Source organism: Azospirillum sp. OGB3 (assembly GCF_014192915.1).
Taxonomy (GTDB): Bacteria; Pseudomonadota; Alphaproteobacteria; order Azospirillales; family Azospirillaceae; genus Azospirillum.
This window is the reverse complement of sequence record NZ_JACHYN010000002.1, coordinates 433140-457311: the sequence shown is the minus strand read 5'-3', so window position 1 is coordinate 457311 and position 24172 is coordinate 433140. Positions and strand designations below refer to the sequence as shown.

Annotated in this window: 19 protein-coding genes and 4 tRNA genes; 4 read left to right on the top strand and 19 right to left on the bottom strand. The window is 66.2% G+C overall.

Annotated features, from left to right (window positions below; translation table 11 throughout):
- Positions 1-32: 32 nt before the first annotated feature.
- The 17 genes from tuf (FHW79_RS05955) to FHW79_RS05875 form a co-directional block, all read right to left on the bottom strand.
- Complete coding sequence (gene tuf / locus FHW79_RS05955) at positions 33-1223, bottom strand: elongation factor Tu (RefSeq protein WP_014241041.1); 1191 nt, start codon at positions 1221-1223, stop codon at positions 33-35.
- Between the two features lie 37 nt (positions 1224-1260).
- Entirely contained in the window at positions 1261-3339 is a 2079-nt protein-coding gene (gene fusA, locus FHW79_RS05950) for an elongation factor G (RefSeq protein ID WP_183178060.1), read from the bottom strand.
- A gap of 26 nt (positions 3340-3365) precedes the next feature.
- Complete coding sequence (rpsG, locus tag FHW79_RS05945; protein ID WP_014241043.1) at positions 3366-3836, bottom strand: 30S ribosomal protein S7; 471 nt, start codon at positions 3834-3836, stop codon at positions 3366-3368.
- A 12-nt stretch (positions 3837-3848) separates the two neighbouring features.
- A complete protein-coding gene (gene rpsL, locus FHW79_RS05940) occupies positions 3849-4220 on the bottom strand; it encodes a 30S ribosomal protein S12 (protein WP_012973201.1) in 372 nt (123 codons plus the stop codon).
- A gap of 319 nt (positions 4221-4539) precedes the next feature.
- Complete coding sequence (locus FHW79_RS05935) at positions 4540-5253, bottom strand: DJ-1/PfpI family protein (RefSeq protein WP_183178059.1); 714 nt, start codon at positions 5251-5253, stop codon at positions 4540-4542.
- A gap of 126 nt (positions 5254-5379) precedes the next feature.
- On the bottom strand, positions 5380-9549 hold the full coding sequence (rpoC, locus tag FHW79_RS05930; protein WP_183178058.1) for a DNA-directed RNA polymerase subunit beta': 4170 nt from the start codon (positions 9547-9549) through the stop codon (positions 5380-5382).
- 100 nt (positions 9550-9649) lie between these two features.
- The gene (gene rpoB, locus FHW79_RS05925; protein ID WP_183178057.1) at positions 9650-13843 is read right to left on the bottom strand and encodes a DNA-directed RNA polymerase subunit beta; all 4194 of its coding nucleotides are present in this window, start codon (positions 13841-13843) and stop codon (positions 9650-9652) included.
- Positions 13844-14076: 233 nt separating this feature from the next.
- Positions 14077-14451, bottom strand: a complete 375-nt coding sequence (rplL, locus tag FHW79_RS05920) for a 50S ribosomal protein L7/L12 (RefSeq protein WP_014241048.1) — start codon at positions 14449-14451, stop codon at positions 14077-14079.
- Between the two features lie 57 nt (positions 14452-14508).
- A complete protein-coding gene (gene rplJ / locus FHW79_RS05915) occupies positions 14509-15027 on the bottom strand; it encodes a 50S ribosomal protein L10 (RefSeq protein ID WP_014241049.1) in 519 nt (172 codons plus the stop codon).
- A gap of 267 nt (positions 15028-15294) precedes the next feature.
- Positions 15295-15996 carry a 50S ribosomal protein L1 gene (gene rplA, locus FHW79_RS05910; protein WP_035675066.1) on the bottom strand — a complete coding sequence of 234 codons (702 nt, stop codon included), beginning with the start codon at positions 15994-15996 and terminating at the stop codon, positions 15295-15297.
- A gap of 4 nt (positions 15997-16000) precedes the next feature.
- A complete protein-coding gene (gene rplK / locus FHW79_RS05905; protein ID WP_014241051.1) occupies positions 16001-16435 on the bottom strand; it encodes a 50S ribosomal protein L11 in 435 nt (144 codons plus the stop codon).
- A gap of 134 nt (positions 16436-16569) precedes the next feature.
- Positions 16570-17100: a transcription termination/antitermination protein NusG gene (gene nusG, locus FHW79_RS05900; protein WP_014241052.1), complete on the bottom strand. Its 531-nt coding sequence runs from the start codon at positions 17098-17100 to the stop codon at positions 16570-16572.
- A 5-nt stretch (positions 17101-17105) separates the two neighbouring features.
- On the bottom strand, positions 17106-17303 hold the full coding sequence (secE, locus tag FHW79_RS05895; protein WP_035675069.1) for a preprotein translocase subunit SecE: 198 nt from the start codon (positions 17301-17303) through the stop codon (positions 17106-17108).
- Positions 17304-17372: 69 nt separating this feature from the next.
- Positions 17373-17448 (bottom strand) — tRNA-Trp (locus FHW79_RS05890).
- Between the two features lie 154 nt (positions 17449-17602).
- Positions 17603-18793, bottom strand: a complete 1191-nt coding sequence (tuf, locus tag FHW79_RS05885) for an elongation factor Tu (RefSeq protein ID WP_014241041.1) — start codon at positions 18791-18793, stop codon at positions 17603-17605.
- A gap of 81 nt (positions 18794-18874) precedes the next feature.
- Positions 18875-18948 (bottom strand) — tRNA-Gly (locus FHW79_RS05880).
- A 64-nt stretch (positions 18949-19012) separates the two neighbouring features.
- Positions 19013-19098, bottom strand: a tRNA-Tyr gene (locus FHW79_RS05875).
- Between the two features lie 144 nt (positions 19099-19242).
- On the opposite strand from FHW79_RS05875, the gene rlmB reads away from it, so the two are divergent.
- The 4 genes from rlmB (at position 19243) to FHW79_RS05855 (ending at position 21137) form a co-directional block, all read left to right on the top strand.
- Positions 19243-20094, top strand: a complete 852-nt coding sequence (gene rlmB / locus FHW79_RS05870) for a 23S rRNA (guanosine(2251)-2'-O)-methyltransferase RlmB (protein ID WP_183178056.1) — start codon at positions 19243-19245, stop codon at positions 20092-20094.
- Positions 20095-20185: 91 nt separating this feature from the next.
- Positions 20186-20261, top strand: a tRNA-Thr gene (locus tag FHW79_RS05865).
- 34 nt (positions 20262-20295) lie between these two features.
- Entirely contained in the window at positions 20296-20754 is a 459-nt protein-coding gene (locus tag FHW79_RS05860; RefSeq protein ID WP_183178055.1) for a hemerythrin family protein, read from the top strand.
- A 110-nt stretch (positions 20755-20864) separates the two neighbouring features.
- On the top strand, positions 20865-21137 hold the full coding sequence (locus FHW79_RS05855) for a hypothetical protein (RefSeq protein WP_183178054.1): 273 nt from the start codon (positions 20865-20867) through the stop codon (positions 21135-21137).
- 151 nt (positions 21138-21288) lie between these two features.
- Here the strand turns inward: FHW79_RS05855 and FHW79_RS05850 are convergent, their stop codons facing one another.
- Positions 21289-21861, bottom strand: a complete 573-nt coding sequence (locus tag FHW79_RS05850) for a polysaccharide biosynthesis/export family protein (protein ID WP_114860736.1) — start codon at positions 21859-21861, stop codon at positions 21289-21291.
- 234 nt (positions 21862-22095) lie between these two features.
- Entirely contained in the window at positions 22096-23400 is a 1305-nt protein-coding gene (locus tag FHW79_RS05845; protein WP_183178053.1) for an outer membrane beta-barrel protein, read from the bottom strand.
- Between the last annotated feature and the right edge of the window lie 772 nt (positions 23401-24172).

The following is a 24172-nucleotide window of genomic DNA, read 5'->3' as shown; positions in this document are numbered from 1 at the left end:
CGAAGGCCGGCCCCCTTCCGCAGAACGCGACCTTACTTGATGATCGAGGCGACGACGCCGGCGCCGACGGTGCGGCCACCCTCGCGGATGGCGAAGCGCAGGCCCTCGTCCATGGCGATCGGAGCGATCAGTTCGACTTCCATGGAGATGTTGTCGCCCGGCATCACCATCTCGGTGCCTTCCGGCAGCTTCACCATGCCCGTCACGTCGGTCGTGCGGAAGTAGAACTGCGGACGGTAGTTGGTGAAGAACGGCGTGTGACGGCCACCCTCTTCCTTCGTCAGGATGTAGGCCTCGGCCTTGAAGGTGGTGTGCGGCGTGATGCTGCCCGGCTTGGCCAAAACCTGGCCGCGCTCGACGTCCTCACGCTTCGTGCCGCGCAGCAGCGCGCCGATGTTGTCGCCAGCCTCACCCGAGTCGAGCAGCTTGCGGAACATCTCCACACCGGTCACCGTGGTCTTGACCGTGGTCTTCAGACCGACGATCTCGACTTCCTCGCCGACCTTGACGATGCCGCGCTCGACGCGCCCGGTCACCACGGTGCCGCGGCCCGAGATCGAGAACACGTCCTCGATCGGCATCAGGAACGGACGGTCCTTCGGACGCTCCGGCTGCGGGATGTACTGGTCGACCTCGGCCATCAGCTTGAGGATCGCGTCACGGCCGATCTCCGGCGAACGGTCCTCCAGAGCGCACAGCGCCGAGCCCTTGACGATCGGAATGTCGTCGCCCGGGAACTGGTAGGAGGACAGCAGCTCGCGCACCTCCATCTCGACCAGCTCGAGCAGCTCCGGATCGTCGACCATGTCGACCTTGTTCATGAACACCACCAGCGCCGGCACGCCGACCTGGCGGGCCAGCAGGATGTGCTCGCGGGTCTGCGGCATCGGGCCGTCGGCGGCCGACACGACCAGGATCGCGCCGTCCATCTGCGCGGCGCCCGTGATCATGTTCTTCACGTAGTCGGCGTGGCCCGGGCAATCGACGTGGGCGTAGTGGCGGTTGGTCGTCTCGTACTCGACGTGCGCCGTCGAGATCGTGATGCCACGGGCCTTCTCTTCCGGCGCCTTGTCGATCTGGTCGTAGGCGGTGAAGGTCGCGCCGCCGCTCTCGGCCAGCACCTTCGTGATCGCCGCCGTCAGCGACGTCTTGCCGTGGTCGACGTGGCCGATCGTGCCGATGTTGCAGTGCGGCTTGTTCCGCTCGAACTTTGCCTTCGCCATGGTGTGTGCTCTCCGTCTCTTTGTCGTTCCAGCGGTTTCAGGCCATCCTGGCGCGGATGGTCTCCGCAATGGTCTGCGGCACCGGCTCGTGGTGGTCGAACTGCATCGTGTACTGCGCGCGCCCCTGGCTCATCGAGCGCAGGGTGTTCACATAACCGAACATCGACGCCAGCGGAACCATCGCCAGGATCGAGCGGGCGTTGCCCCGCTGGTCCATGGCGGTGATCTGGCCGCGGCGGCTGTTCAGGTCCCCGATGATGTCGCCCATGTAGTCTTCAGGCGTCACCACCTCAACCCTCATGATCGGCTCGAGAAGCATCGGGCCGGCCTTCTGCATGCCCTCGCGGAAGGCCGCGCGGGTCGCGATCTCGAAGGCGAGCACCGAGGAGTCGACGTCGTGGAAGGCGCCGTCGACCAGCGCAACCTTGAGGTCGATCACCGGGAAGCCGGCCACCACCCCGCTGTGCAGGGAGGCGTCCAGCCCCTTCTGCACGCCCGGAATGAACTCCTTGGGCACGGCACCGCCGACGACCTTGTTCTGGAAGACGAAGCCGGTGCCGGCGGGCTGCGGCTCGAAGACCAGCTTGACGCGGGCGTACTGGCCGGTGCCCCCGGTCTGCTTCTTGTGGGTGTAGTCGATCTCGGCGGTCTTGGTGATGGTCTCGCGGTACGCCACCTGCGGCGCGCCGACGTTCGCATCCACCTTGAACTCCCGCTTCATGCGGTCGACGATGATCTCCAGATGCAGTTCGCCCATGCCCTTGATGATCGTCTGACCGCTCTCGTGGTCGACGGCCACGCGGAAGGACGGGTCCTCCTGGGCGAGGCGGGACAGCGCCATGCTCATCTTTTCCTGGTCGGCCTTGGACTTCGGCTCGACGGCCACCTCGATGACCGGTTCCGGGAACTCCATCCGTTCCAGGACGATGGGCTTGGCTGGATCGCACAGGGTGTCGCCGGTCGTCGTGCTCTTCAGAGCGGTGAAGGCGACGATGTCGCCGGCGTAGGCCTCGTCGATCTCCTCCCGGCTGTTGGCGTGCATCAGCAGCATGCGGCCGATGCGCTCCTTCTCGTCCTTGCCGGGATTCAGCACGGCGGTGCCGGAGGCGACGGTGCCGGAATAGACGCGCACGAAGGTCAGCGACCCGACGAAGGGGTCGTTCATGATCTTGAAGGCGAGCGCGGAGAAGGGAGCGGCATCGTCCGGCGCGCGCTCGTCCGGCTCGGGACTGCCGATGCGGTGCCCCCGCACCGCCCCGACGTCCACAGGGGCCGGCAGATAGTCCACCACGGCGTCCAGCATCGGCTGGATGCCCTTGTTCTTGAAGGCGGAGCCGCAGAGGACCGGCACGAATCGCAGGCCGACGGTGCCCTTGCGGATGCAGGCCTTGAGCGTCTCTTCGGACGGCTCCTGGCCGGACTCGAGGTAGGCCTCCATGGCCGCGTCGTCGAGTTCCAGGACCGCGTCGAGCAGCGCCTGGCGGTGGCGCGCCGCGGCGTCCTTCAGGGCGTCCGGAATATCGGTGTGGTAGAATTCGGCACCCAGCGTCTCTTCTTTCCAGACGATGGCGCGCATGGCGACCAGATCGACGACGCCGACAAAGCTGGCCTCGGACCCGATCGGAAGCTGGAGGACGAGCGGAAAGGCGCCCAGCCGTTCCTTCATCATGTCGACGCAGCGGAAGAAGTCCGCGCCGGTGCGGTCCAGCTTGTTGACGAAACACATGCGGGGCACGCCGTACTTGTCGGCCTGCCGCCACACGGTCTCGGACTGAGGCTCCACCCCTGCAACGGAATCGAACACCGCAACCGCACCGTCGAGCACGCGCAAGGAGCGTTCGACTTCGATCGTGAAGTCGACGTGACCCGGCGTGTCGATGATGTTGATGCGGTGATCGCGCCAGAAGCAGGTCGTGGCCGCGGAGGTGATGGTGATGCCCCGTTCCTGTTCCTGCTCCATCCAATCCATCACCGCGGTGCCCTCGTGCACCTCGCCGATTTTGTACGACTTTCCAGTGTAGTACAAAATCCGCTCGGTGGTCGTGGTCTTCCCGGCATCGATGTGGGCCATGATGCCGATGTTGCGGTAACGGTTCAGGGGATGGGAACGGGGCATGACAAGCACCTGGGCCGGTGGGTGCCTTACCAGCGGTAGTGCGAGAAGGCCTTATTGGCTTCCGCCATACGATGGGTGTCTTCGCGCTTCTTCACGGCGGTGCCACGCTGGTTGGCGGCATCCAGCAGCTCACCCGACAGACGCTCGGTCATGGTGTTTTCCGAGCGGGCGCGGGCGGCGCCGATGAGCCAACGGATGGCCAGGGCCTGGGCGCGGTCCGTGCGGACCTCGACCGGAACCTGATAGGTGGCGCCACCGACGCGACGCGAACGCACTTCGAGGTGCGGCTTCACGTTCAGCAGGGCGTCGTGGAAGACCTGAACCGGCTCGTTCTTGGTCTTGGCCTCGATGCGGCTGAGCGCGCCGTAGACGATGCGCTCGGCGGCGGACTTCTTGCCGTCCAGCATCAGGCAGTTCATGAACTTGGTCAGGACGCGGTCGCCATACTTGGCGTCCGGCAGGACCTCACGCTTCTCGGCGCGACGACGACGGGACATCGTGAATACTCCTTACTTCGGACGCTTCGCGCCGTACTTCGAACGACGCTGCTTACGGTCCTTCACGCCCTGGGTATCGAGCGTGCCGCGGATGATGTGGTAGCGAACGCCGGGAAGATCCTTCACACGGCCGCCGCGGATCATAACCACCGAGTGTTCCTGGAGGTTATGGCCTTCACCGGGGATGTAGGAGGTCACTTCGAAGCCGTTCGTCAGGCGAACGCGGGCGACCTTACGCAGAGCCGAGTTCGGCTTCTTCGGCGTGGTCGTGTAGACGCGGGTGCAGACGCCACGCTTCTGCGGGCACGCCTCCATCGCGGGAACCTTATTGCGCGCGGCCAAGGGCTCGCGCGGCTTACGGATCAACTGGTTGATCGTCGGCATATCTGCCCTTCATCCCTTCAGGTCGATCGGCCGGCGGAGCCGGACCGATTGGAAAATCGCCCGGCGGTACCGGACGATGCAAAAGCCCGCCTGCGAAGCCTGAGGGGCTTCGAGCGGGCCCAATGGTCGTTCGCCGTCGGATCGGTTCGCAAGGAACCCGTCGTTCAGCTATGTCGCTTGGGTTCAGCCGGATGCCGGACGGGATGGACGAAAGACCTTCCCGAGGCTCCTTTTGAAGTTCGCGGACTATATGGGGCCGCCGGGAACCCGTCAAGCGCGCAGATGACCGTTTGTCGCGCGCTTCGACGACGTTTCCGCGTCAGTCGACGCCGCCCGAGCGGCGGCGGCGCAACGCCTCCGCGCCCGCCGTCACCGCGGCAGCCCGCGCGTCGAGCATCGGGCGCATCCGGGCGAGGAGATCGGCCGTCACTCCCTCCCCCGCCGCTTCCGGCGAACCGGCGTCGAAGGGCGGCTTGGGATCGTATTCGATGGAGAGCTGGATGAGCTTCGCGGCCGGCTCACCGAACAACTCGGCGACGATGCGCAGCGCCACGTCGATTCCCGCGGTCACGCCGCCGCCGGTGAACAGCGTGCCGTCCACGACCACGCGCTCCGCCACCGGCGTGGCTCCGAAGGCGGCGAGGAAGTCGCGGGAGGCCCAGTGCGTGCCCGCACGCTTGCCCTCCAGCAGCCCGGCGGCGCCGAGCACCAGGGAGCCGGTGCAGATCCCCGAGAGATAGCGGGTGCCGGACGCCCGCTCCGCCAGGAAGGTCAGGACCTCCTCGTCGGTCAGCAGCGCGTTGATGCCGCCGCCGCCGGGAACCAGGAGGAGATCGAGCGGCGGGGCGTCGGCCAGGGTCGCCGTGGGGAGGATGGTCAGGCCGGTGTCGGAGCGCACCGGATCGAGCGTCTTCCACAGCAGATGGACCTGCGCGCCGGGCACGCGGGCCAGCACCTCGTAGGGGCCGGTGAGGTCGAGCTGGGTCACGTTGGGAAACAGCAGCAGGCCGAAGCTGGGCGCGTTCTCGGTCATGGCGGAGGCTCCGATGCGTGGCCTTGACGATCCTAAACCCGGCGGCACAAACGGGAAAGGGGCGCGTCCCCTGCGGAACGCGCCCCCTGCCCTACCCTATGCGCCGAAGCCTGAGGCTCCGCGCCCTCAGGCCGCGGTGCTCTCGCCCGGATGCGGCAGGGCCGGAGCCTCGCCGTCGCCGGTCTCGCCCTCCGCCAGGGCGCGGTCGCGTTCGGCGGCGATCTGCTTCAGGCGGTTGACGACGGAGCCCGTGCCCGCCGGGATCAGGCGGCCGACGATGACGTTCTCCTTCAGGCCTTCCAGGTTGTCGGTCTTGCCCGACACCGCCGCCTCGGTGAGGACGCGGGTGGTTTCCTGGAACGACGCGGCGGAGATGAAGGACCGGGTCTGCAGCGACGCCTTGGTGATGCCCTGCAGGACCGGGTGGCCGGCGGCCGGCTTCAGCCCCTCGGCGACGGTCTTCTCGTTCTCCTCGTCGAACTCCTGACGATCGACCTGCTCGCCCACCAGGAAGGTGGTCTCGCCGGCGTCGGTGATCTCGACCTTCTGCAGCATCTGGCGGACGATCACCTCGATGTGCTTGTCGTTGATCTTCACGCCCTGCAGTCGATAGACGTCCTGGATCTCGTTGATCAGGTAGTTGGCCAGAGCCTCCACGCCCATCACCGACAGGATGTCGTGCGGCACCGGGTTGCCGTCCATCAGCAGGTCGCCGCGCTGAACATAGTCACCCTCCTGCACGGAGATGTGCTTGCCCTTCGGGATCAGATACTCGCGCTCGTCCCCCGTCTCGTCGTTGCGGACGACGATGCGGCGCTTGGTCTTGTAGTCCTTGCCGAACTCCACGCGGCCGTCGAGGTCCGAGATGATCGCGAAGTCCTTCGGACGGCGCGCCTCGAACAGCTCGGCCACGCGCGGCAGACCGCCCGTGATGTCGCGGGTCTTGGACGACTCGCGCGGGATACGCGCCAGCACGTCGCCGGCCCGGACGTGGGCGCCGTTCTCGACCGAGAGGATGGCGTCCACCGACATGAAGTAGCGGGCCTCCAGACCGTTGGCCAGCGTGATGATCTCGCCCCGCTCGTCGCGCAACGTGATGCGCGGCTTCAGATCCGCACCGCGCGGCTGCTGACGCCAATCCACCACGACCTTCGACGAGATGCCGGTCGCCTCGTCCATCACCTCGCGCATGGAGATGCCTTCCACGAGGTCGACGTAGTGGGCGGTACCCTCGCGCTCGGTGATGATCGGCAGGGTGTAGGGGTCCCACTCGGCGAGCTTCTGGCCGCGCTCGACCTTCACGCCCTCGTCGGCCAGCAGCTTCGCACCGTACGGCACACGGTGACGCGCCCGCTCGCGGCCCTGCTCGTCGAGCAGGATCACCTCGGTGCTGCGGCCCATGACGACCGGGATGCTGGAGGAATTGATGACGACGTTGCGGTTGTTGATCCGCACCGTGGCATCGAACGCCGCCTCCACCTGGCTCTGCTCGGCACCGCGCTGCGCCGCGCCACCGATGTGGAACGTGCGCATGGTGAGCTGCGTGCCCGGCTCGCCGATCGACTGGGCGGCGATGACGCCGACCGCCTCGCCGACGTTCACCAGCGTGCCGCGGGCCAGATCGCGGCCGTAGCACTTGGCGCAGACGCCGTCCTTGGTCTCGCAGGTCAGGACCGAACGGATCATGACGCTGTCGATGCCCGAACGCTCGATGCGGTCCACCGTGGCTTCGTCGATCAGGCCGGCGTTCGGCACGATCAGTTCGCCGTTCAGCGGGTCGATCAGGTCGCCGACCACCGTGCGGCCGAGGATTCGGTCGCCCAACGGGGAGATGACCTCGCCGCCGTCGATCACCGCCTTGACGGTGATGCCCTTGTCGGTGCCGCAATCGGTCTCGACGATGATGGCGTCCTGGGCCACGTCGACGAGACGACGGGTCAGGTAACCGGAGTTCGCCGTCTTCAAGGCGGTGTCGGCCAGACCCTTGCGGGCGCCGTGGGTGGAGTTGAAGTACTCCAGCACGGTCAGGCCTTCCTTGAAGTTCGAGATGATCGGCGTCTCGATGATCTCGCCCGACGGCTTGGCCATCAGGCCGCGCATGCCCGCCAGCTGGCGGATCTGGGCGGCCGAGCCGCGCGCGCCGGAGTGGGCCATCATGTAGACCGAATTGACCGGCTTGCCGGGGGCGGTGTCTGAGATGACCTTCATCATCTCCGTCGCCACCTTCTCGGTGCATTCCGACCAGACGTCGACGACCTTGTTGTACTTCTCGCCCTGGGTGATCAGACCGTCGAGATACTGCTGCTCGAACTCCTTCACCCGCTCCTTGCTGTCGTTGACCAGCTTCTTCTTGGCCTCGGGGATGACCATGTCATCCTTGCCGAAGGAGATGCCGGCGCGGCAGGCGTGGCCGAAGCCGAGCTTCATCAGGCGGTCGGCGAAGATCACCGTCTCCTTCTGACCGCAATGGCGGTAGACGGCGTCGATGACGTTGCCGACGTCCTTCTTGGTCAGCAGGCGGTTGATCAGCGCGAAGGGCACCGCCGGGTTGCGCGGCAGGATCTCGGACAGCAGCATGCGGCCCGGAGTCGTCTCGACGATGGAGATCTTCTCGTCGCCGTTCTCGTCCACGCCCTTGTAGCGCGCCTTCACCTTGGCGTGCAGCGTCACGACCTTGGCGTCCAGCGCCTGCTCGATCTCGCCGACGTTGGCGAAGGTCATGCCTTCGCCCTTCTCGCCCGGCCGGTCCATCGTGATGTAGTAGAGACCCAGCACGATGTCCTGCGACGGCACGATGATCGGCTTGCCGTTGGCGGGCGACAGGATGTTGTTGGTCGACATCATCAGGACGCGCGCTTCCAGCTGGGCCTCGAGGCTCAGCGGGACGTGCACGGCCATCTGGTCGCCGTCGAAGTCCGCGTTGAAGGCGGTGCAGACCAGCGGGTGGAGCTGGATCGCCTTGCCTTCGATCAGCGTCGGCTCGAAGGCCTGGATGCCCAGGCGGTGCAGCGTCGGCGCGCGGTTCAGCATCACCGGATGCTCGCGGATGACCTCCTCAAGGATGTCCCACACCTCGGGACGTTCCTTCTCGACCATCCGCTTGGCGGCCTTGATGGTCGAGGCGAGGCCGTACAGCTCCAGCTTCGCGTAGATGAAGGGCTTGAACAGCTCCAGCGCCATCTTCTTCGGCAGGCCGCACTGGTGCAGCTTCAGCTCCGGACCGACCACGATGACCGAACGGCCCGAGTAGTCGACGCGCTTGCCGAGGAGGTTCTGACGGAAGCGACCCTGCTTGCCCTTCAGCATGTCGGACAGCGACTTCAGCGGACGCTTGTTGGCGCCGGTGATGACGCGGCCGCGGCGGCCGTTGTCGAACAGCGCGTCGACGGCCTCCTGCAGCATGCGCTTCTCGTTGCGGACGATGATGTCCGGCGCCTTCAGCTCGATCAGCCGCTTCAGACGGTTGTTGCGGTTGATGACGCGGCGGTACAGGTCGTTCAGGTCGGACGTCGCGAAGCGGCCGCCGTCCAGCGGGACGAGCGGGCGCAGCTCCGGCGGGATCACCGGAATGACTTCCAGGATCATCCATTCCGGACGCGACTGCGACGACAGGAAGGCGTCGATCAGCTTCAGGCGCTTCACGAGCTTCTTGCGCTTGGCCTCGGACGAAGTGTCCCGCAGCTCCTCGCGGCAGGTCTTCTTCTCCTCCTCCATGTCGAGCGCCGACAGCATGATACGCAGCGCCTCGGCACCGATGGAGGCGGTGAAGGCGTCCTCGCCGTACTCGTCCTGGGCGGAGACGAACTCCTCCTCGCTGAGGAGCTGGTGGAGCTTCAGCGGGGTCAGGCCCGGCTCGATGACGACGTAGTTTTCGAAATAGAGGATGCGCTCCAGATCCTTCAGCGTCATGTCGAGCAGCAGACCGATGCGGCTCGGCAGGGACTTCAGGAACCAGATGTGCGCGACCGGCGAGGCCAGTTCGATGTGGCCCATGCGCTCGCGCCGGACCTTCGACAGCGTCACTTCGACGCCGCACTTCTCGCAGATGATGCCGCGGTACTTCATGCGCTTGTACTTGCCGCACAAGCATTCGTAGTCCTTGATCGGACCGAAGATGCGGGCGCAGAACAGGCCGTCGCGCTCAGGCTTGAAAGTGCGATAGTTGATGGTTTCCGGCTTCTTGATCTCGCCGAACGACCAGGACCGGATGCGCTCGGGGCTCGCGATCTGGATGCGGATCTGATCGAAGCTCTGGGGACCCTGGACCTGGCCGAAAATGTTCATCAACTCGTTCATGACCGTCTCCCGCTGGCAGCGCCGCGTTGTCGGTTAAGGGCAGTTCCCGCCGGAAGGGGCCAACATGGCCCCTCCTCCGGCGGGTTCAAGTCTCTTGGGCTCAGTACGACCGCTGGTTCAGCTCGACGTTCAGGCCCAGGGAGCGCAGCTCCTTGACCAGAACGTTGAAGGACTCAGGGATGCCCGCCTCGAAGTTGTCGTCGCCGCGGACGATCGCCTCGTAGACCTTGGTGCGGCCGGACACGTCGTCCGACTTGACCGTGAGCATTTCCTGCAGCGTGTAGGCGGCGCCGTAGGCTTCGAGCGCCCACACTTCCATTTCACCGAAGCGCTGCCCGCCGAACTGGGCCTTACCGCCGAGCGGCTGCTGGGTGACCAGCGAGTAGGGACCGATCGAGCGCGCGTGGATCTTGTCGTCCACGAGGTGGTGCAGCTTCAGCATGTAGATGTAGCCGACGGTCACCTTGCGGTCGAAGGCCTCGCCGGTGCGCCCGTCGATCAGGGTGACCTGACCGGAGCGGTCCAGACCCGCCTTTTCAAGCTGCTGGCAGATGTCCTCCTCGCGGGCGCCGTCGAAGACCGGCGTGGCGAAGGGAACGCCCTTGCGCAGGTTTCCGCCCAGCTCCAGCAGCTCGCCTTCGGTCATGTCGGCGATCTGGTCGTCGTAGACCTTCTCGCCGTAAGCCTCCTTCAGCGTGATGCGCAGCCCGTCCATGGTCTGGGCGGCGTCGCCGCGGCCCTTCATGGCGAGGCGGTACTGGTCGATGGCCCGGCCGATCTGCTTGCCGAGGCCGGCCGAGGCCCAGCCCAGGTGGGTCTCCAGGATCTGACCGATGTTCATGCGCGACGGCACGCCCAGCGGGTTCAGCACCAGATCGACCGGCTGGCCGTCCTCCAGGTACGGCATGTCCTCCTGCGGCAGGATGCGGGAGACCACACCCTTGTTGCCGTGGCGGCCGGCCATCTTGTCGCCCGGCTGCAGCTTGCGCTTCACCGCGACGAAGACCTTGACCATCTTCATCACGCCCGGCGGCAGCTCGTCGCCGCGCTGCAGCTTCTCGACCTTGTTCTCGAAGCGGTTCTGCAGCGCCTGGATCGAGTCGTCGAAGACCTTGCCCAGGCTCTCCACCGTCTCCATCACCTGCTCGTCGGCGATGGAGATCTGGCGCCACTGGCCCTTGGTCAGGTTCGCCAGCTCGGCGTCGGTCAGGACCGTGCCGGCCCGCATGCCCTTCGGGCCGGACTGCGCGGTCTGACCGAGGATGACCTCCTTCAGGCGGGTGTAGAAGCTGCGCTCCAGGATCGCGCGCTCGTCGTCGCGGTCCTTGGCCAGCTTCTCGATCTCGGCGCGCTCGATCGCCAGGGCGCGCTCGTCCTTGTCGACGCCGCGGCGGCTGAAGACGCGGACTTCGACGATCGTCCCGGCGACGCCCGGCGGCAGGCGCAGCGAGGTGTCGCGGACGTCGGACGCCTTCTCGCCGAAGATGGCGCGCAGCAGCTTCTCTTCCGGAGTCATCGGGCTCTCGCCCTTCGGCGTCACCTTGCCGACCAGGATGTCGCCCGGGCGGACCTCGGCGCCGATGTAGACGATGCCGGCCTCGTCGAGGTTCTTGAGGGCTTCCTCACCGACGTTCGGAATGTCGCGGGTGATTTCCTCCTGGCCCAGCTTGGTGTCGCGGGCCATGACCTCGAACTCCTCGATGTGGATCGAGGTGAAGACGTCGTCCTTGACGATGCGCTCGTTGATGAGGATCGAGTCCTCGAAGTTGTAGCCGTTCCACGGCATGAAGGCGACGAGCACGTTGCGGCCCAGCGCCAGCTCGCCCAGCTCCGTCGAGGGGCCGTCGGCGATGATGTCGCCGGCCGCCACGCGGTCGCCCACCTTCACCAGCGGACGCTGGGTGATGCAGGTGTTCTGGTTGGAACGCTGGAACTTCAGCAGGTTGTAGATGTCCACGCCCGGCGCCGTGGCGTCGGACGAGTCGGTCGCCCGGACCACGATGCGGGTCGCGTCGATCTGGTCGACGATGCCCTTGCGCTTGGCGACGATGGTCACGCCGGAGTCACGGGCGACCGTGGCCTCCATGCCCGTGCCGACCAGCGGCGCGTCGGCCTTGACCAGCGGCACCGCCTGACGCTGCATGTTCGAGCCCATCAGCGCGCGGTTCGCGTCGTCGTTCTCGAGGAACGGGATCAGAGCCGCGGCCACGGAGACGAGCTGCTTCGGCGACACGTCGATCAGGTCGATGGCCTCGGGGCGGAACATCAGGTACTCGCCGCCCTGCCGGCACGACACGAGGTCGGCGGCGAAGCGGTTGTCCGCGTCCAGCTCGGCGTTCGCCTGGGCGACGACGTAGCGGCCCTCCTCCATGGCGGAGAGGTAGACCACCTCGTCGGTGACGCGCCCGTCCTGGACCTTGCGGTACGGGCTCTCGATGAAGCCGTACTGGTTCACGCGGGCGTAGGTCGCCAGCGAGTTGATCAGACCGATGTTCGGACCTTCGGGCGTCTCAATCGGGCAGATGCGGCCGTAGTGCGTCGGGTGCACGTCGCGCACCTCGAAGCCGGCGCGCTCGCGGGTCAGACCGCCCGGCCCGAGGGCCGAGAGACGACGCTTGTGCGTGATCTCGGACAGCGGGTTCGTCTGGTCCATGAACTGCGAGAGCTGCGAGGAGCCGAAGAACTCGCGCACCGCCGCCGCCGCCGGCTTGGCGTTGATCAGGTCGTGCGGCATGACCGTGTCGATCTCGACCGAGCTCATGCGCTCGCGGATCGCGCGCTCCATGCGCAGCAGGCCAACGCGGTACTGGTTCTCCATCAGCTCGCCGACCGAGCGGACGCGGCGGTTGCCGAGATGGTCGATGTCATCGATCTCGCCGCGGCCGTCCTTCAGGTTCACCAGAACCTTGAGGATCGACATGATGTCCTGCTTGCGCAGGACGCGGACGCTGTCCTCGGTCTGGAAGTTCAGGCGCGCGTTCATCTTGACGCGGCCCACCGCCGACAGGTCGTAGCGCTCGCTGTCGAAGAACAGGCCGGCGAACAGCGCCTCGGCCGACTCCAGGGTCGGCGGCTCGCCCGGACGCATGACGCGGTAGATGTCGATCAGCGCATCCTCGCGGGACGCGTTGCGGTCGGCCGCCATCGTGTTGCGGATGTAGGCGCCGACGTTCAGGTGGTCGATCGCCAGCACCGGCAGCTCGTCGACGCCGGCCTTCTCCAGCTTGTCGAGGTCGCTCGCCGACAATTCGTCACCGGCTTCGAACAGGACTTCGCCGGTCCGCTCGTTGATGATATCGACGGCGAGGTAACGACCGGTCAGCTCCTCGGTGGAGACGAGCTGCTCGGCGAGGCCGCCCTCGACCAGCTTCTTGATCAGGCGCGGCGTCATCTTGGTGCCGGCCTCGGCGACGACCTGGCCGGAGGCCGCGTCCACGAGGTCGGAGGCGACCTTCACGCCCTTCATGCGGTCGGCGTTGAACGGGGTCTTCCAGCCGCCCGACGCGCGGGTGTAGGTGATGGTGTCGTAGAAGAAATTGAGGATTTCTTCCTTCGCCATGCCCTGCGCCTCGTAGGGCAGCAGGTCCTTCTTCTGGGCCTTCCGCTCGGCGCGCAGCGCCTCGGTCTCCGCGCCGTCCAGGGCGAACAGCAGCGTGGTGGCCGGCAGCTTGCGGCGGCGGTCGATGCGCACGTAGACGAGGTCCTTGGCGTCGAACTCGAAGTCCAGCCAGGAGCCACGGTACGGGATCACGCGGGCGGCGAAGAGGTACTTGCCCGACGAATGGGTCTTGCCCTTGTCATGGTCGAAGAAGACGCCCGGGCTGCGGTGCATCTGCGAGACGATGACGCGCTCGGTGCCGTTGATGATGAAGGTGCCGTTGGCCGTCATCAGGGGCATGTCGCCCATGTAGACGTCCTGCTCCTTGATGTCGCGGATCGAGCGCAGGCCCGTGTCCTCTTCCACGTCGAAGACGGAGAGGCGCAGGGTCACCTTCAGCGGGGCGGCGAAGGTCATGCCGCGCTGCTGGCATTCCTCGACGTCATACTTCGGCTGCTCAAGCTCGTACTTCACGAAGTCGAGGACGGCGCGGTCGGAGAAGTCCTTGATCGGGAACACCGACCGGAACACCTCCTGCAGACCCAGGTTGGCCCGCTTCTCCGGCGGGACGTCCATTTGCAGGAAGTGGTCGTAGGAGCTGCGCTGCACCTCGATGAGGTTGGGCATCTGGGTGACTTCCGGGATGCGCCCGAAGCTCTTCCGAACACGCTTTCGACCCGTAAAGGATTTGGCCATGGATGTCCCCAAACGTCAGAATCGTGAGTACGCTCGACCAGAAGCACGCGAACCTAGGTGCTCGCCGCGACGCGGCGATGATCGCGCGGCCCGTCCCTTATGCAGGGACGGAAAGAGCCGGACCGGGAAGCCCGGTCCGGTGGAAGGCAGAAAACGCCGTGCGGCGGCGGGCCCCCTCGGGGACCAGCCGCCGTCCGGCGTGGATATGTCTTATCCGTCGCAGCAAGACGGTCTTACTTAATATCGACCTTCGCGCCGGCCTCTTCAAGCTGCTTCTTGATCTTGGCGGCCTCGTCCTTCGACACGCCTTCCTTGACCGGCTTCGGAGCGCCTTCGACCAGGTCCTTGGCTTCCTTCAGGCCCAGGCCGGTGATGGCGCGGACTTCCTTGATCACGTTGATCTTCTTGTCGCCGGCGTCGGCGAGGATCACGTTGAACTCGGTCTGCTCTTCGACCGGGGCGGCGGCGGCGGCCGGACCGGCGGCGGCAACGGCCACCGGAGCGGCGGCGGAGACGCCCCACTTCTCTTCCAGCAGCTTCGACAGCTCGGCGGCCTCGATGACGGTCAGGGCCGAGAGATCGTCGACCAGCTTCTGCAGATCAGCCATTTTGATGCTCCAACAACTCGATGTTCTGGGATGGGTAGACAGCTAGACGGATGCGGCTCAGGCCGCCTCGTCCTTCTTCGCGTAGGCCGCCAGCACACGGGCGACCTGGCCGCCCGGAGCCTGGAGAACGCCGGCGATGCGGGTCGCCGGGGTCTGGATCATGCCCACGAGCTTGGCGCGCAGTTCGTCCAGCGACGGGAGCGTGGCGAGAGCCTTCACTCCCTCCGCGTCGAGGATCTGGTCGCCGAGAGCGGCACCGACGATCTTCAGCTTCTCGTTGGTCTTCGCGTAGTCGGCCACCACCTTGGCGGCCGCGACGGGATCCTTCGAGTAGGCGATCGCGGTCGGTCCCTTGAAGAGACCGTCCAGACCTTCGAACTGCGTGCCCTGAAGGGCGCGGCGGGCGAGCCGGTTCTTCGTCACCTTGAAGCTCGCGCCCGCGGCCCGAATCTTGCCACGCAGGTCGGTGACTTCCGCCACCGTCAGGCCGAGATGGTGGGTGACCACCACCAGGCCCGTTTCCTGGAGCTTCGACTGCAGGTCCGCGATCGTCGCTTCTTTTTGTGTACGATCCACGGATCGCCTCCTTGCACAGAGGTTTACGAGGGACCCCTTTCCTTGCGGTCGGAGGCCCCGGCGAACCTGTCCCAGAAGTTCGAGCCGTTCCTGAACCGCGGGCAAGCCCGCGTGGTTAACGGTTCAACTCCTGTCTGCTCTGGCGGGTTTAAGCTTCGATCTCCGGAGAGACGTCGGCACCAGCGGTCTTGGACAGGGTGGGCATCCCCGCAGGGACACCCGATCGCCGCCGGTTCCCGAGGAAACCGGCGGCGAAACTCAGGTCACTCAGGCCGTGGCGGCCAGAGTGGACAGATCCAGCTTCAGGCCCGGACCCATGGTCGAGGACAGCGAGACCTTCAGCAGGTACTGGCCCTTGGCACCGGTCGGCTTGGCGCGGGTGATGGCATCCACGAAGGCGCGGATGTTCTGCACCAGAGCCTCTTCCGAGAAGCTGGCCTTGCCGACGCCGGCGTGCACGATGCCGGTCTTCTCGGCGCGGAACTCCACGGCGCCGGCCTTGGCGGCCTTCACGGCGCCGGCCACGTCCGGGGTCACGGTGCCGAGCTTCGGGTTCGGCATCAGGCCGCGCGGGCCGAGCACCTTACCGAGCTTGCCGACGACGCCCATCATGTCCGGGGACGCGATGCAGCGGTCGAAGTCGATGTTGCCGGCCAGGATCTTCTCGGCCAGATCGTCGGCGCCGACGATGTCCGCGCCGGCGGCCAGGGCGTCGTCCGCCTTGGTGCCCTTGGCGAACACGGCGACGCGCACGGTCTTGCCGGTGCCGTTCGGCAGGTTCACCACGCCGCGGACCATCTGGTCGGCGTGGCGCGGGTCGATGCCCAGGTTCATGGCGATTTCGATGGTCTCATCGAACTTCGCCTTGGGCAGGCCCTTGATCAGGGAGACGGCGCCTTCCAGGGAGTAGAGCGCCTCGCGGTCGACCTTCTTGTAGGAATCGGTCAGACGCTTGCCGAGCTTCGCCATGGGATCAGCCCTCCACCACTTCGAGGCCCATCGAGCGGGCGGAACCAGCGATCATGCTCGCGGCCGCCTCGACGTCGTGGGCGTTCAGGTCCTTCATCTTCTTCTCGGCGATGTCACGAATCTGGGTCTTCGTGATCTTGCCGGCGAAAGCGCCCTTGCCGGTGGTCTGCGAGCCCTTGTCGATGCCAGCGGCCTTCTTCAGGAAGTAGCTGACCGGCGGGGTCTTCGTGACGAAGGTGAAGGTACGGTCGCCGTAGGCGGTGATGACCACCGGGATCGGCATACCGACTTCCAGGTCCTGCGTCTTGGCGTTGAACGCCTTGCAGAACTCCATGATGTTCAGGCCGCGCTGACCGAGCGCCGGGCCGATGGGCGGCGACGGATTCGCCTTGCCGGCCGGAACCTGCAGCTTGATGAAGCCGACGATTTTCTTTGCCATGTCACAACCTCCAGATACGACGCCTCGATACGCTGTCCGGCGTCGCGGGGCTTTGCGGTGCGGCTATGGCGGGCCTTCCGCAGCAGAAAGGAGCACGTGACTGTTCATCACGTGCTCCGGGAAAACGATTGGTCTCAGACCTTCTCGACCTGGGTGTATTCCAGCTCGACCGGCGTGGAGCGGCCGAAGATCGACACCGCCACCTTGAGGCGGGCCTTCTCCTCGTCGACTTCCTCGACGGTGCCGTTGAAGGAGGTGAAGGGGCCGTCGCTCACACGAACCTGCTCGCCCACCTCGAAGGTGATCGAGGGCTTGGGGCGCTCAAAGCCTTCCTGCACCTGATGGATGATCCGCTCGGCTTCGCGCTGGCTGATCGGCTGCGGCTTGCCGCCGCCACCCAGGAAGCCGGTAACCTTCGGCGTGTTCTTCACGAGATGCCAGGACTCGTCCGTCAAATCCATCTTGATGAGGACGTAGCCGGGGAAGAACTTCCGCTCGGTGTTGATCTTGGAACCCCGGCGCACCTCGACCACTTCCTCGGTCGGCACCAGGATTTCTTCGAACTTGTCTTCCAGACCCTTCTGAGCCGCCTTCTCGCGGATGGCCTGGGAAACCTTCTTTTCGAAGCCCGAATAGACGTGAACGACGTACCAGCGCGCGGCCATGGCGATCAGGCTCCCAGCCCAAGGATCATACGGACGGCGAAGGCCAGCACCTGATCCACGACGAGGAAGAACAGCGAAGCCAGCACCACCATGACGAACACCATGGCGGTCGTCACGCCGGTTTCCTTGCGGGTCGGCCAGGTGACCTTGGCCACCTCGCGGCGGACGTCGCGCGCGAATTCTGCGGGGTTCACTTTAGCCATCGTAGACCGTGCGGGCTCCGGTGCGACGTGTAGGGCGCGGTCAGCGGCCCGTTCTTGTTCGGTACGGCGTGGCAGGAGTGGAGGGGCTCGAACCCCCAGCCCCCGGTTTTGGAGACCGGTGCTCTACCAATTGAGCTACACTCCTATCGCCGCAGGCTCTACCCCCTGCGGGGAGCCGAGCTTATAGCGCATAGCCGCGTGGCTTGCCAGCCTTTTTATCGGCCGGCACGCCGAAAACGACAGGGACCGATCCTGCCGCCGAACCACGAGGGAACGGCGGCGGGACCGACTCCTTTACCTTACTTGATGATCGAGGCGACGACGCCGGCGCCGACGGTGCGGCCACCCTCGCGGATGGCGAAGCGCAGGCCCTCGTCCATGGCGATCGGAGCGATCAGTTCGACTTCCATGGAGATGTTGTCGCCCGGCATCACCATCTCGGTGCCTTCCGGCAGCTTCACCATGCCCGTCACGTCGGTCGTGCGGAAGTAGAACTGCGGACGGTAGTTGGTGAAGAACGGCGTGTGACGGCCACCCTCTTCCTTCGTCAGGATGTAGGCCTCGGCCTTGAAGGTGGTGTGCGGCGTGATGCTGCCCGGCTTGGCCAAAACCTGGCCGCGCTCGACGTCCTCACGCTTCGTGCCGCGCAGCAGCGCGCCGATGTTGTCGCCAGCCTCACCCGAGTCGAGCAGCTTGCGGAACATCTCCACACCGGTCACCGTGGTCTTGACCGTGGTCTTCAGACCGACGATCTCGACTTCCTCGCCGACCTTGACGATGCCGCGCTCGACGCGCCCGGTCACCACGGTGCCGCGGCCCGAGATCGAGAACACGTCCTCGATCGGCATCAGGAACGGACGGTCCTTCGGACGCTCCGGCTGCGGGATGTACTGGTCGACCTCGGCCATCAGCTTGAGGATCGCGTCACGGCCGATCTCCGGCGAACGGTCCTCCAGAGCGCACAGCGCCGAGCCCTTGACGATCGGAATGTCGTCGCCCGGGAACTGGTAGGAGGACAGCAGCTCGCGCACCTCCATCTCGACCAGCTCGAGCAGCTCCGGATCGTCGACCATGTCGACCTTGTTCATGAACACCACCAGCGCCGGCACGCCGACCTGGCGGGCCAGCAGGATGTGCTCGCGGGTCTGCGGCATCGGGCCGTCGGCGGCCGACACGACCAGGATCGCGCCGTCCATCTGCGCGGCGCCCGTGATCATGTTCTTCACGTAGTCGGCGTGGCCCGGGCAATCGACGTGGGCGTAGTGGCGGTTGGTCGTCTCGTACTCGACGTGCGCCGTCGAGATCGTGATGCCACGGGCCTTCTCTTCCGGCGCCTTGTCGATCTGGTCGTAGGCGGTGAAGGTCGCGCCGCCGCTCTCGGCCAGCACCTTCGTGATCGCCGCCGTCAGCGACGTCTTGCCGTGGTCGACGTGGCCGATCGTGCCAATGTTGCAGTGCGGCTTGTTCCGCTCAAACTTTGCCTTCGCCATCGCTTTGGTCTTTCGTTCCCGACGTTCCGGACGCACACAATGGCCCGGCCGAGACCGACATTTCCCTTAGCGCGGGGGGATTGGAGCGGGTGAGGGGAATCGAACCCCCGTCGTAAGCTTGGAAGGCTTCTGCTCTACCATTGAGCTACACCCGCCTGCCATGCCCCGCCCGGCGCTATCGACCGGGAAACGCGATCACGGACAAGCCGTGGAATGTAGTGGTGGAAGGGGCTGGATTTGAACCAGCGTACGCTTACGCGGGCAGATTTACAGTCTGCTGCCTTTAACCACTCGGCCACCCTTCCTCAGGTCCGCTGCGGGACATGCCCGCCGCGGAGTTCGGCACTATGAGAATTTTTCAGGCCTTGTCAACACGTCTGAAGCAGTCCAAACCAGAAAACTGTGAATAACCGCGGCGGGCTTAGCCCTGCCCCCTCCAGCCGGACACCATGACCCGTTCGAAGAAGCCATTCGCGCCCCACGGCCAGCCCCCTGCCCCATCCAAGGGCCCTTCCCCGTCCCAACGCGAGTCGCGCGGTGACCGCTCCTCCGGGCGCGGCGCGCAGGGCGTCCTGCTCTACGGTCTGCACCCGGTGTCGGCGGCGTGGCTGAACCCGGAGCGGCGCATCCACCGCCTGATCGCGACCGAGGCGGGCCGCGCCGCCCTGGAGCCGGTCCTGGCCCAGGCCAAGGCCCGCGGGCTGCAGCGCCCGGGCCTGATGCCGGCCGACCGCAACGACCTCGACCGCATGCTGCCGGCGGGCGCCGTGCACCAGGGCGTGGCGCTGGACGTCGCGCCCCTGGAGGAGATCGGGATCGAGGACATCTGCGCGGAGGCCGATTCGGATCCGTCGGCGCTCATCGTTGTCCTCGACCAGGTGACCGACCCGCACAACGTCGGCGCGGTCCTGCGCTCCGCTTCGGCCTTCGGCGCCAAGGCGGTGGTGGTGACGGAGCGCAACGCCCCGGAGACCACTGGCGTGCTCGCCAAGAGCGCCTCGGGCGCGCTGGAGTCGGTGCCGCTGGTCCGCGTGACCAACCTCGCCCGCGCGCTGGCCGACCTCCAGCAGGCGGGCTTCTGGACCGTCGGCCTCGCCGAGTCGGGCAAGAGCACGCTCGCCCAGTGCAACCTGACCGGCCGCACCGCGTTGGTGCTGGGGGCGGAGGGCGCCGGCCTGCGCCGCCTGACCATGGAGCGCTGCGACATCATCGCCCGTCTGCCGACCCAGGGTCCGGTGGGCAGCCTGAACGTGTCCAACGCCGCCGCTGTCGCCCTCTACGAGGTCGCCCGGCTGCGCTGAGGCGTCGCCCTTCGCGCCGCACAGGTGAGGCTTGCTGCCGGCCGCGCGGGACGCTACTGTAGGCGCCCGCCGCGGTCTGGCCGAGCGGCATGCCGGTTTAGCTCAGTTGGTAGAGCAGCGGTTTTGTAAACCGAAGGTCGCGGGTTCGAGCCCTGCAACCGGCACCACCCCCTCCCAGCAGACTGACGCCCGGCCCCGCCCATGACGCACGCGCCCAACGGCGGCTCCCTCATCCCGACCGGTTCCGGCGTCATCGACGCGGAGCATGGCGCCATTCTCGATCTGCTTTCGGCGATGACCGGGGGCGGTCCGGTCGGGCTTGCGGAGTTGACCGCGCTTCGGCACGAGGTGGCCGGGCATTTCGCCACGGAGACGGCAGAGATGGCCATCCTGGCTGTGGAACGGCGGGAACGGCACGAGCAGGCCCACCGCAACTACCTCGCCAACATCGACGCCCTGATCGCAACCGCTGAACGCGGCGGTTCGTTGAGCGACGACGATGCGAATCGGCTGATGCTGTGGTTCATCGTCCATTCCAACACCGCCGACACCGAACTGGTGGAGGCCGCCCGGCGAGCCGGCGACGAGCCGCCGATGATCGCCATGGACGACTGGCTCGACAGCCTGGACGAGGCGGACCGGGACGCCCTGCGCTCCTGAAGCGGCCGCCCCACCCCGCCCAGGGGGAACCGCGACTGGGGGAACCGCAACTGGGGGCACCGGTTGGAAGGAGGGACAGTTCCTTCCCGCAACCGATTCAGGTTTCCCCTATGGAAAAGCCCGATACACCCAACGCCGGGGCGCAGCGCCTGCGCGACGCCATCGACAAGGGTTTGACCGGCGACAAAATCCCCGCCTCGGACCCCGCGGCGGCCCCGCTGGGCACCGACGACGAGGCGGCGGGCACCCGTCCGCCCCCCGCCGCCAGCGATCACGACCACGCCCCGCCCGATGGCCGCGCGCCCTCCGGTCACTCCAAGGGAGCCGACGCCTACCGCAAGGGCGACCTCCCCTTCGGCGAGGGCACCCGCGACGACGGGTGACCGCCGCGGCGGGAAGGGCTCCCGCGCAAAAAATGTCCCTCTTCCCGGTGGGAAGAGGGACATCGTCATGGCGTCGAATGGTGGCGGGGCGCCTGCCCCAGTCTTCCGAAACAAATGAGCCGTCTGGCGGGTGTCCGGAACCGGCTGCCGATCAGAAATAACGCTCCGGAACGCGCAGCACGTCGTCGGGCATCACGGGCGTGGTGATCGGAGCGCGGCGCAGTTCCTTCTTGGGATCGGCCCCGCGGGTGATCAGGACATAGTCCTCCTTGGCGCGGTAGGTGTAGCCGCCAGCCATCGCGACCGCGGACAGGGCGGTCATGCCGTTGACATACTGGTACTGGCCGGGGTTGCGGACCTCGCCCAGGATGAAGAAGGGCCGGTGGTTCAGCACCTCGACACTGACCTTGGCATCGCGCACATAGCCCTGCGACAGGCGCTTGGAGATGTCGGCCTCCAATTCACGCGGGGTGTGGCCACGGGCCGTCACCTCGCCGATCAGCGGCATGGCGACCTTGCCCGACCCATCGACGCGGAACTCGCCGGAGAGCTGCTCCTCGCCGAAGACGATGACGCGCAGCGCGTCGCCGGCCCCCAGGCGGTAATCCGTCATCTGGGCGACGCCGGGCGGTTCGAGAGGGGCATCCTGGCCACCGGCGCAGCCGACCATCGCGGCGGCGACCACGGTCATTCCGAGCGCGCGGAACACGTTACGTCGATTCATCCCTAACCCTTCTCCATAGCTCGTGAGGACATCGGGCCCGGCCGCCCGCGGAGGGAGCGGCCGAAACCCTGAGCGGTCACGGAGGGAGACTAGCAACTCGCACGCGCTTGGGAAAAAGTGGAGAGGAAGTAACGCCAACGGAGGAAAAGGATTCGCGTCACCGTATAGGCGGAAATGCAAAAGGGGCGCCCATCGGCCGATGAGCGCCCCTTTGTCATGCTTCGGACGAACTGATTACATCTGGGCGCCGACGCGCAGATAGACCAGATTGTCGGAATAATCGAAGCCACTGAGGTTCGAGTTACGCTTTTCGTAAGTGTAACCGCCATTCACGAAGACATAGCGGCTGAGCTGGTAGCTGGCGCCGGCCCCCAGCGTGTAGACGTCGTCGGTGCGGTCCACGCCGTTGAAATCATCCTGGCGCCACTGCACGCGGGCGTTCAGCAGCAGGGTGCGCAGAAGCTCGTGATCGACGCCGACGGCGGCGACGGTGCGGTTGTAGCTCGACGCGATCTGGCTGCCCCGGGCGTAGGTCGATTCGCGGACCTGGCGGCTGAGCGAACCGGTGACCGAGGTGAGCTGGGTCACCGACCAGTTCAGGCGGCCGCCCACGGCCAAGCCGCCGAAATCCTTCAGCGTCGGGTCGTCGTAGGTCCGGCTCAGATAGCCGGCATAGATCTCGCCGTTGATCAGGCCGGTCAGGTCGGTGGACAAGCCGCCGACGACCTCGTAGCCTTCCGAGTCGCGGTTGACGCCGCCGAAATCCTGGCTCAGCCGGTAATTAGTCCAGTTGTAGGAGCCCTGAACGAAGGCCTCGTAGCCCTGGATGAACTCGTAGCCGGCGCGGGCGGTGCCCGTGTAGCTCCAGCGGTCGCGGTCCTCCTGCGACTCCGTCCGCCCATTGGTCAGCTCGGCGTCCTGGTAGGAGGTGTACTGGGCGCCGCCGGTCAGGCGGACGCGCAGGCGGTTGAAGCGCTGGTTGAAGGACGCCTCGCCGCCGTGGGTGAAGTAGTTCACCGGCTCCGCGAAGCGCGGCACCACGGTGCCGGTGCCCAGCGTCACGTCGAAGTTCGGGTCGGACCGCCCCTCATGGTCCCGGCGGCTGAACAGCAGACCGCTGACCGAGGAGTCGCGGGTGATGTCGTAGCGGCCGTCCACCTGCGCCCGGTAATCGGCGTAGTTCTCCGACGAGTAGTCGAAGAAGCGGCCGATGTTGCCGGAGGCCGAGAAGTTCAGGGCGTGGTTATTGAAATCCGAACGCACGTCGACGCGCGGCTGGGTGACCCAGATGAAGTCGTCGCGGGTGTCGTTCTCGGTCGCGAAGACGTTGCTTTCATAGGTCAGACCGGTCTCGATGCGCGGCAGGATACGGAACGATCCGGCGCGGATGCCGAGCTGTTCGACCTCCGGACGGCGGCGCTCCAGCACGGTTTCACCGGGCTGCAGTTCCTGGGCGCTCACCGGCATGGCCGCGGGCAGCGCCGTCAGCACGGTGGACGCGAGCGCGAGGGCGAGAAGGGACAGGGAGCTGGGCTTCATGGGTCACCGCGCAAGGCTGAAATCAGTGGCTCGTATCGGGCGGCCGAATGGCCTTGGAATGTGCAATCGCCGCTCCGGCAGAAGCGGACAGTCGCTGCAAAGACAACTCATGGCGTGATGTCCGTGCAACAGTGAAGCCGTTCAGCCGTGGTTTTTGCCCGCGCCTGTGTTGTTGGCGCAACAAGACTTGCGTCTGACGGGCTCTCTATTGCCATACGGCCGCGTCATTAGAGCTAAGGTCATACGACCCGCAAGCCGCATGCCCGTTTTCTCGGGAACCAGCCATCGGCAGCGTCCGTTCACACCTGGGCGGTCCACGGCCGCGCCAACCGGACCAACAAGGAAGCGCCATCATGACGAAACCCCTGACCACGCCCCCGCCGCCCAAGTCGCCCCGCCACCCAGGCGACGATGTTGTGATGCCGCCCTACACACCGGGGAGTGTCCCGCCGCCGGACGGCGACCTTCCGAAGTCCGACCGCGAAAGGACTCCGCCGCCGAACACTTACCCGCCGAAACAAAACCCATAATCGAATTACGGACAAGCGTCCGGCATGACCAAAACACACCCGCATATGCAGATTGCCGTTCAGTCCCCCGGAAAGATTATGGAAGCGCACGACTCATCTTCGTTCGCGAGTGCTTTGCAATCCAAATAGTCAGAGGGCCATGACTGTGGCTCTATGCCGCAGCGGCGAGCGTTGCCTATTGCGACTTCCACCCCTAGGCTTCAAAACGAAGCCTGCTGCATTTGGCACAAGCCCGGGAACAC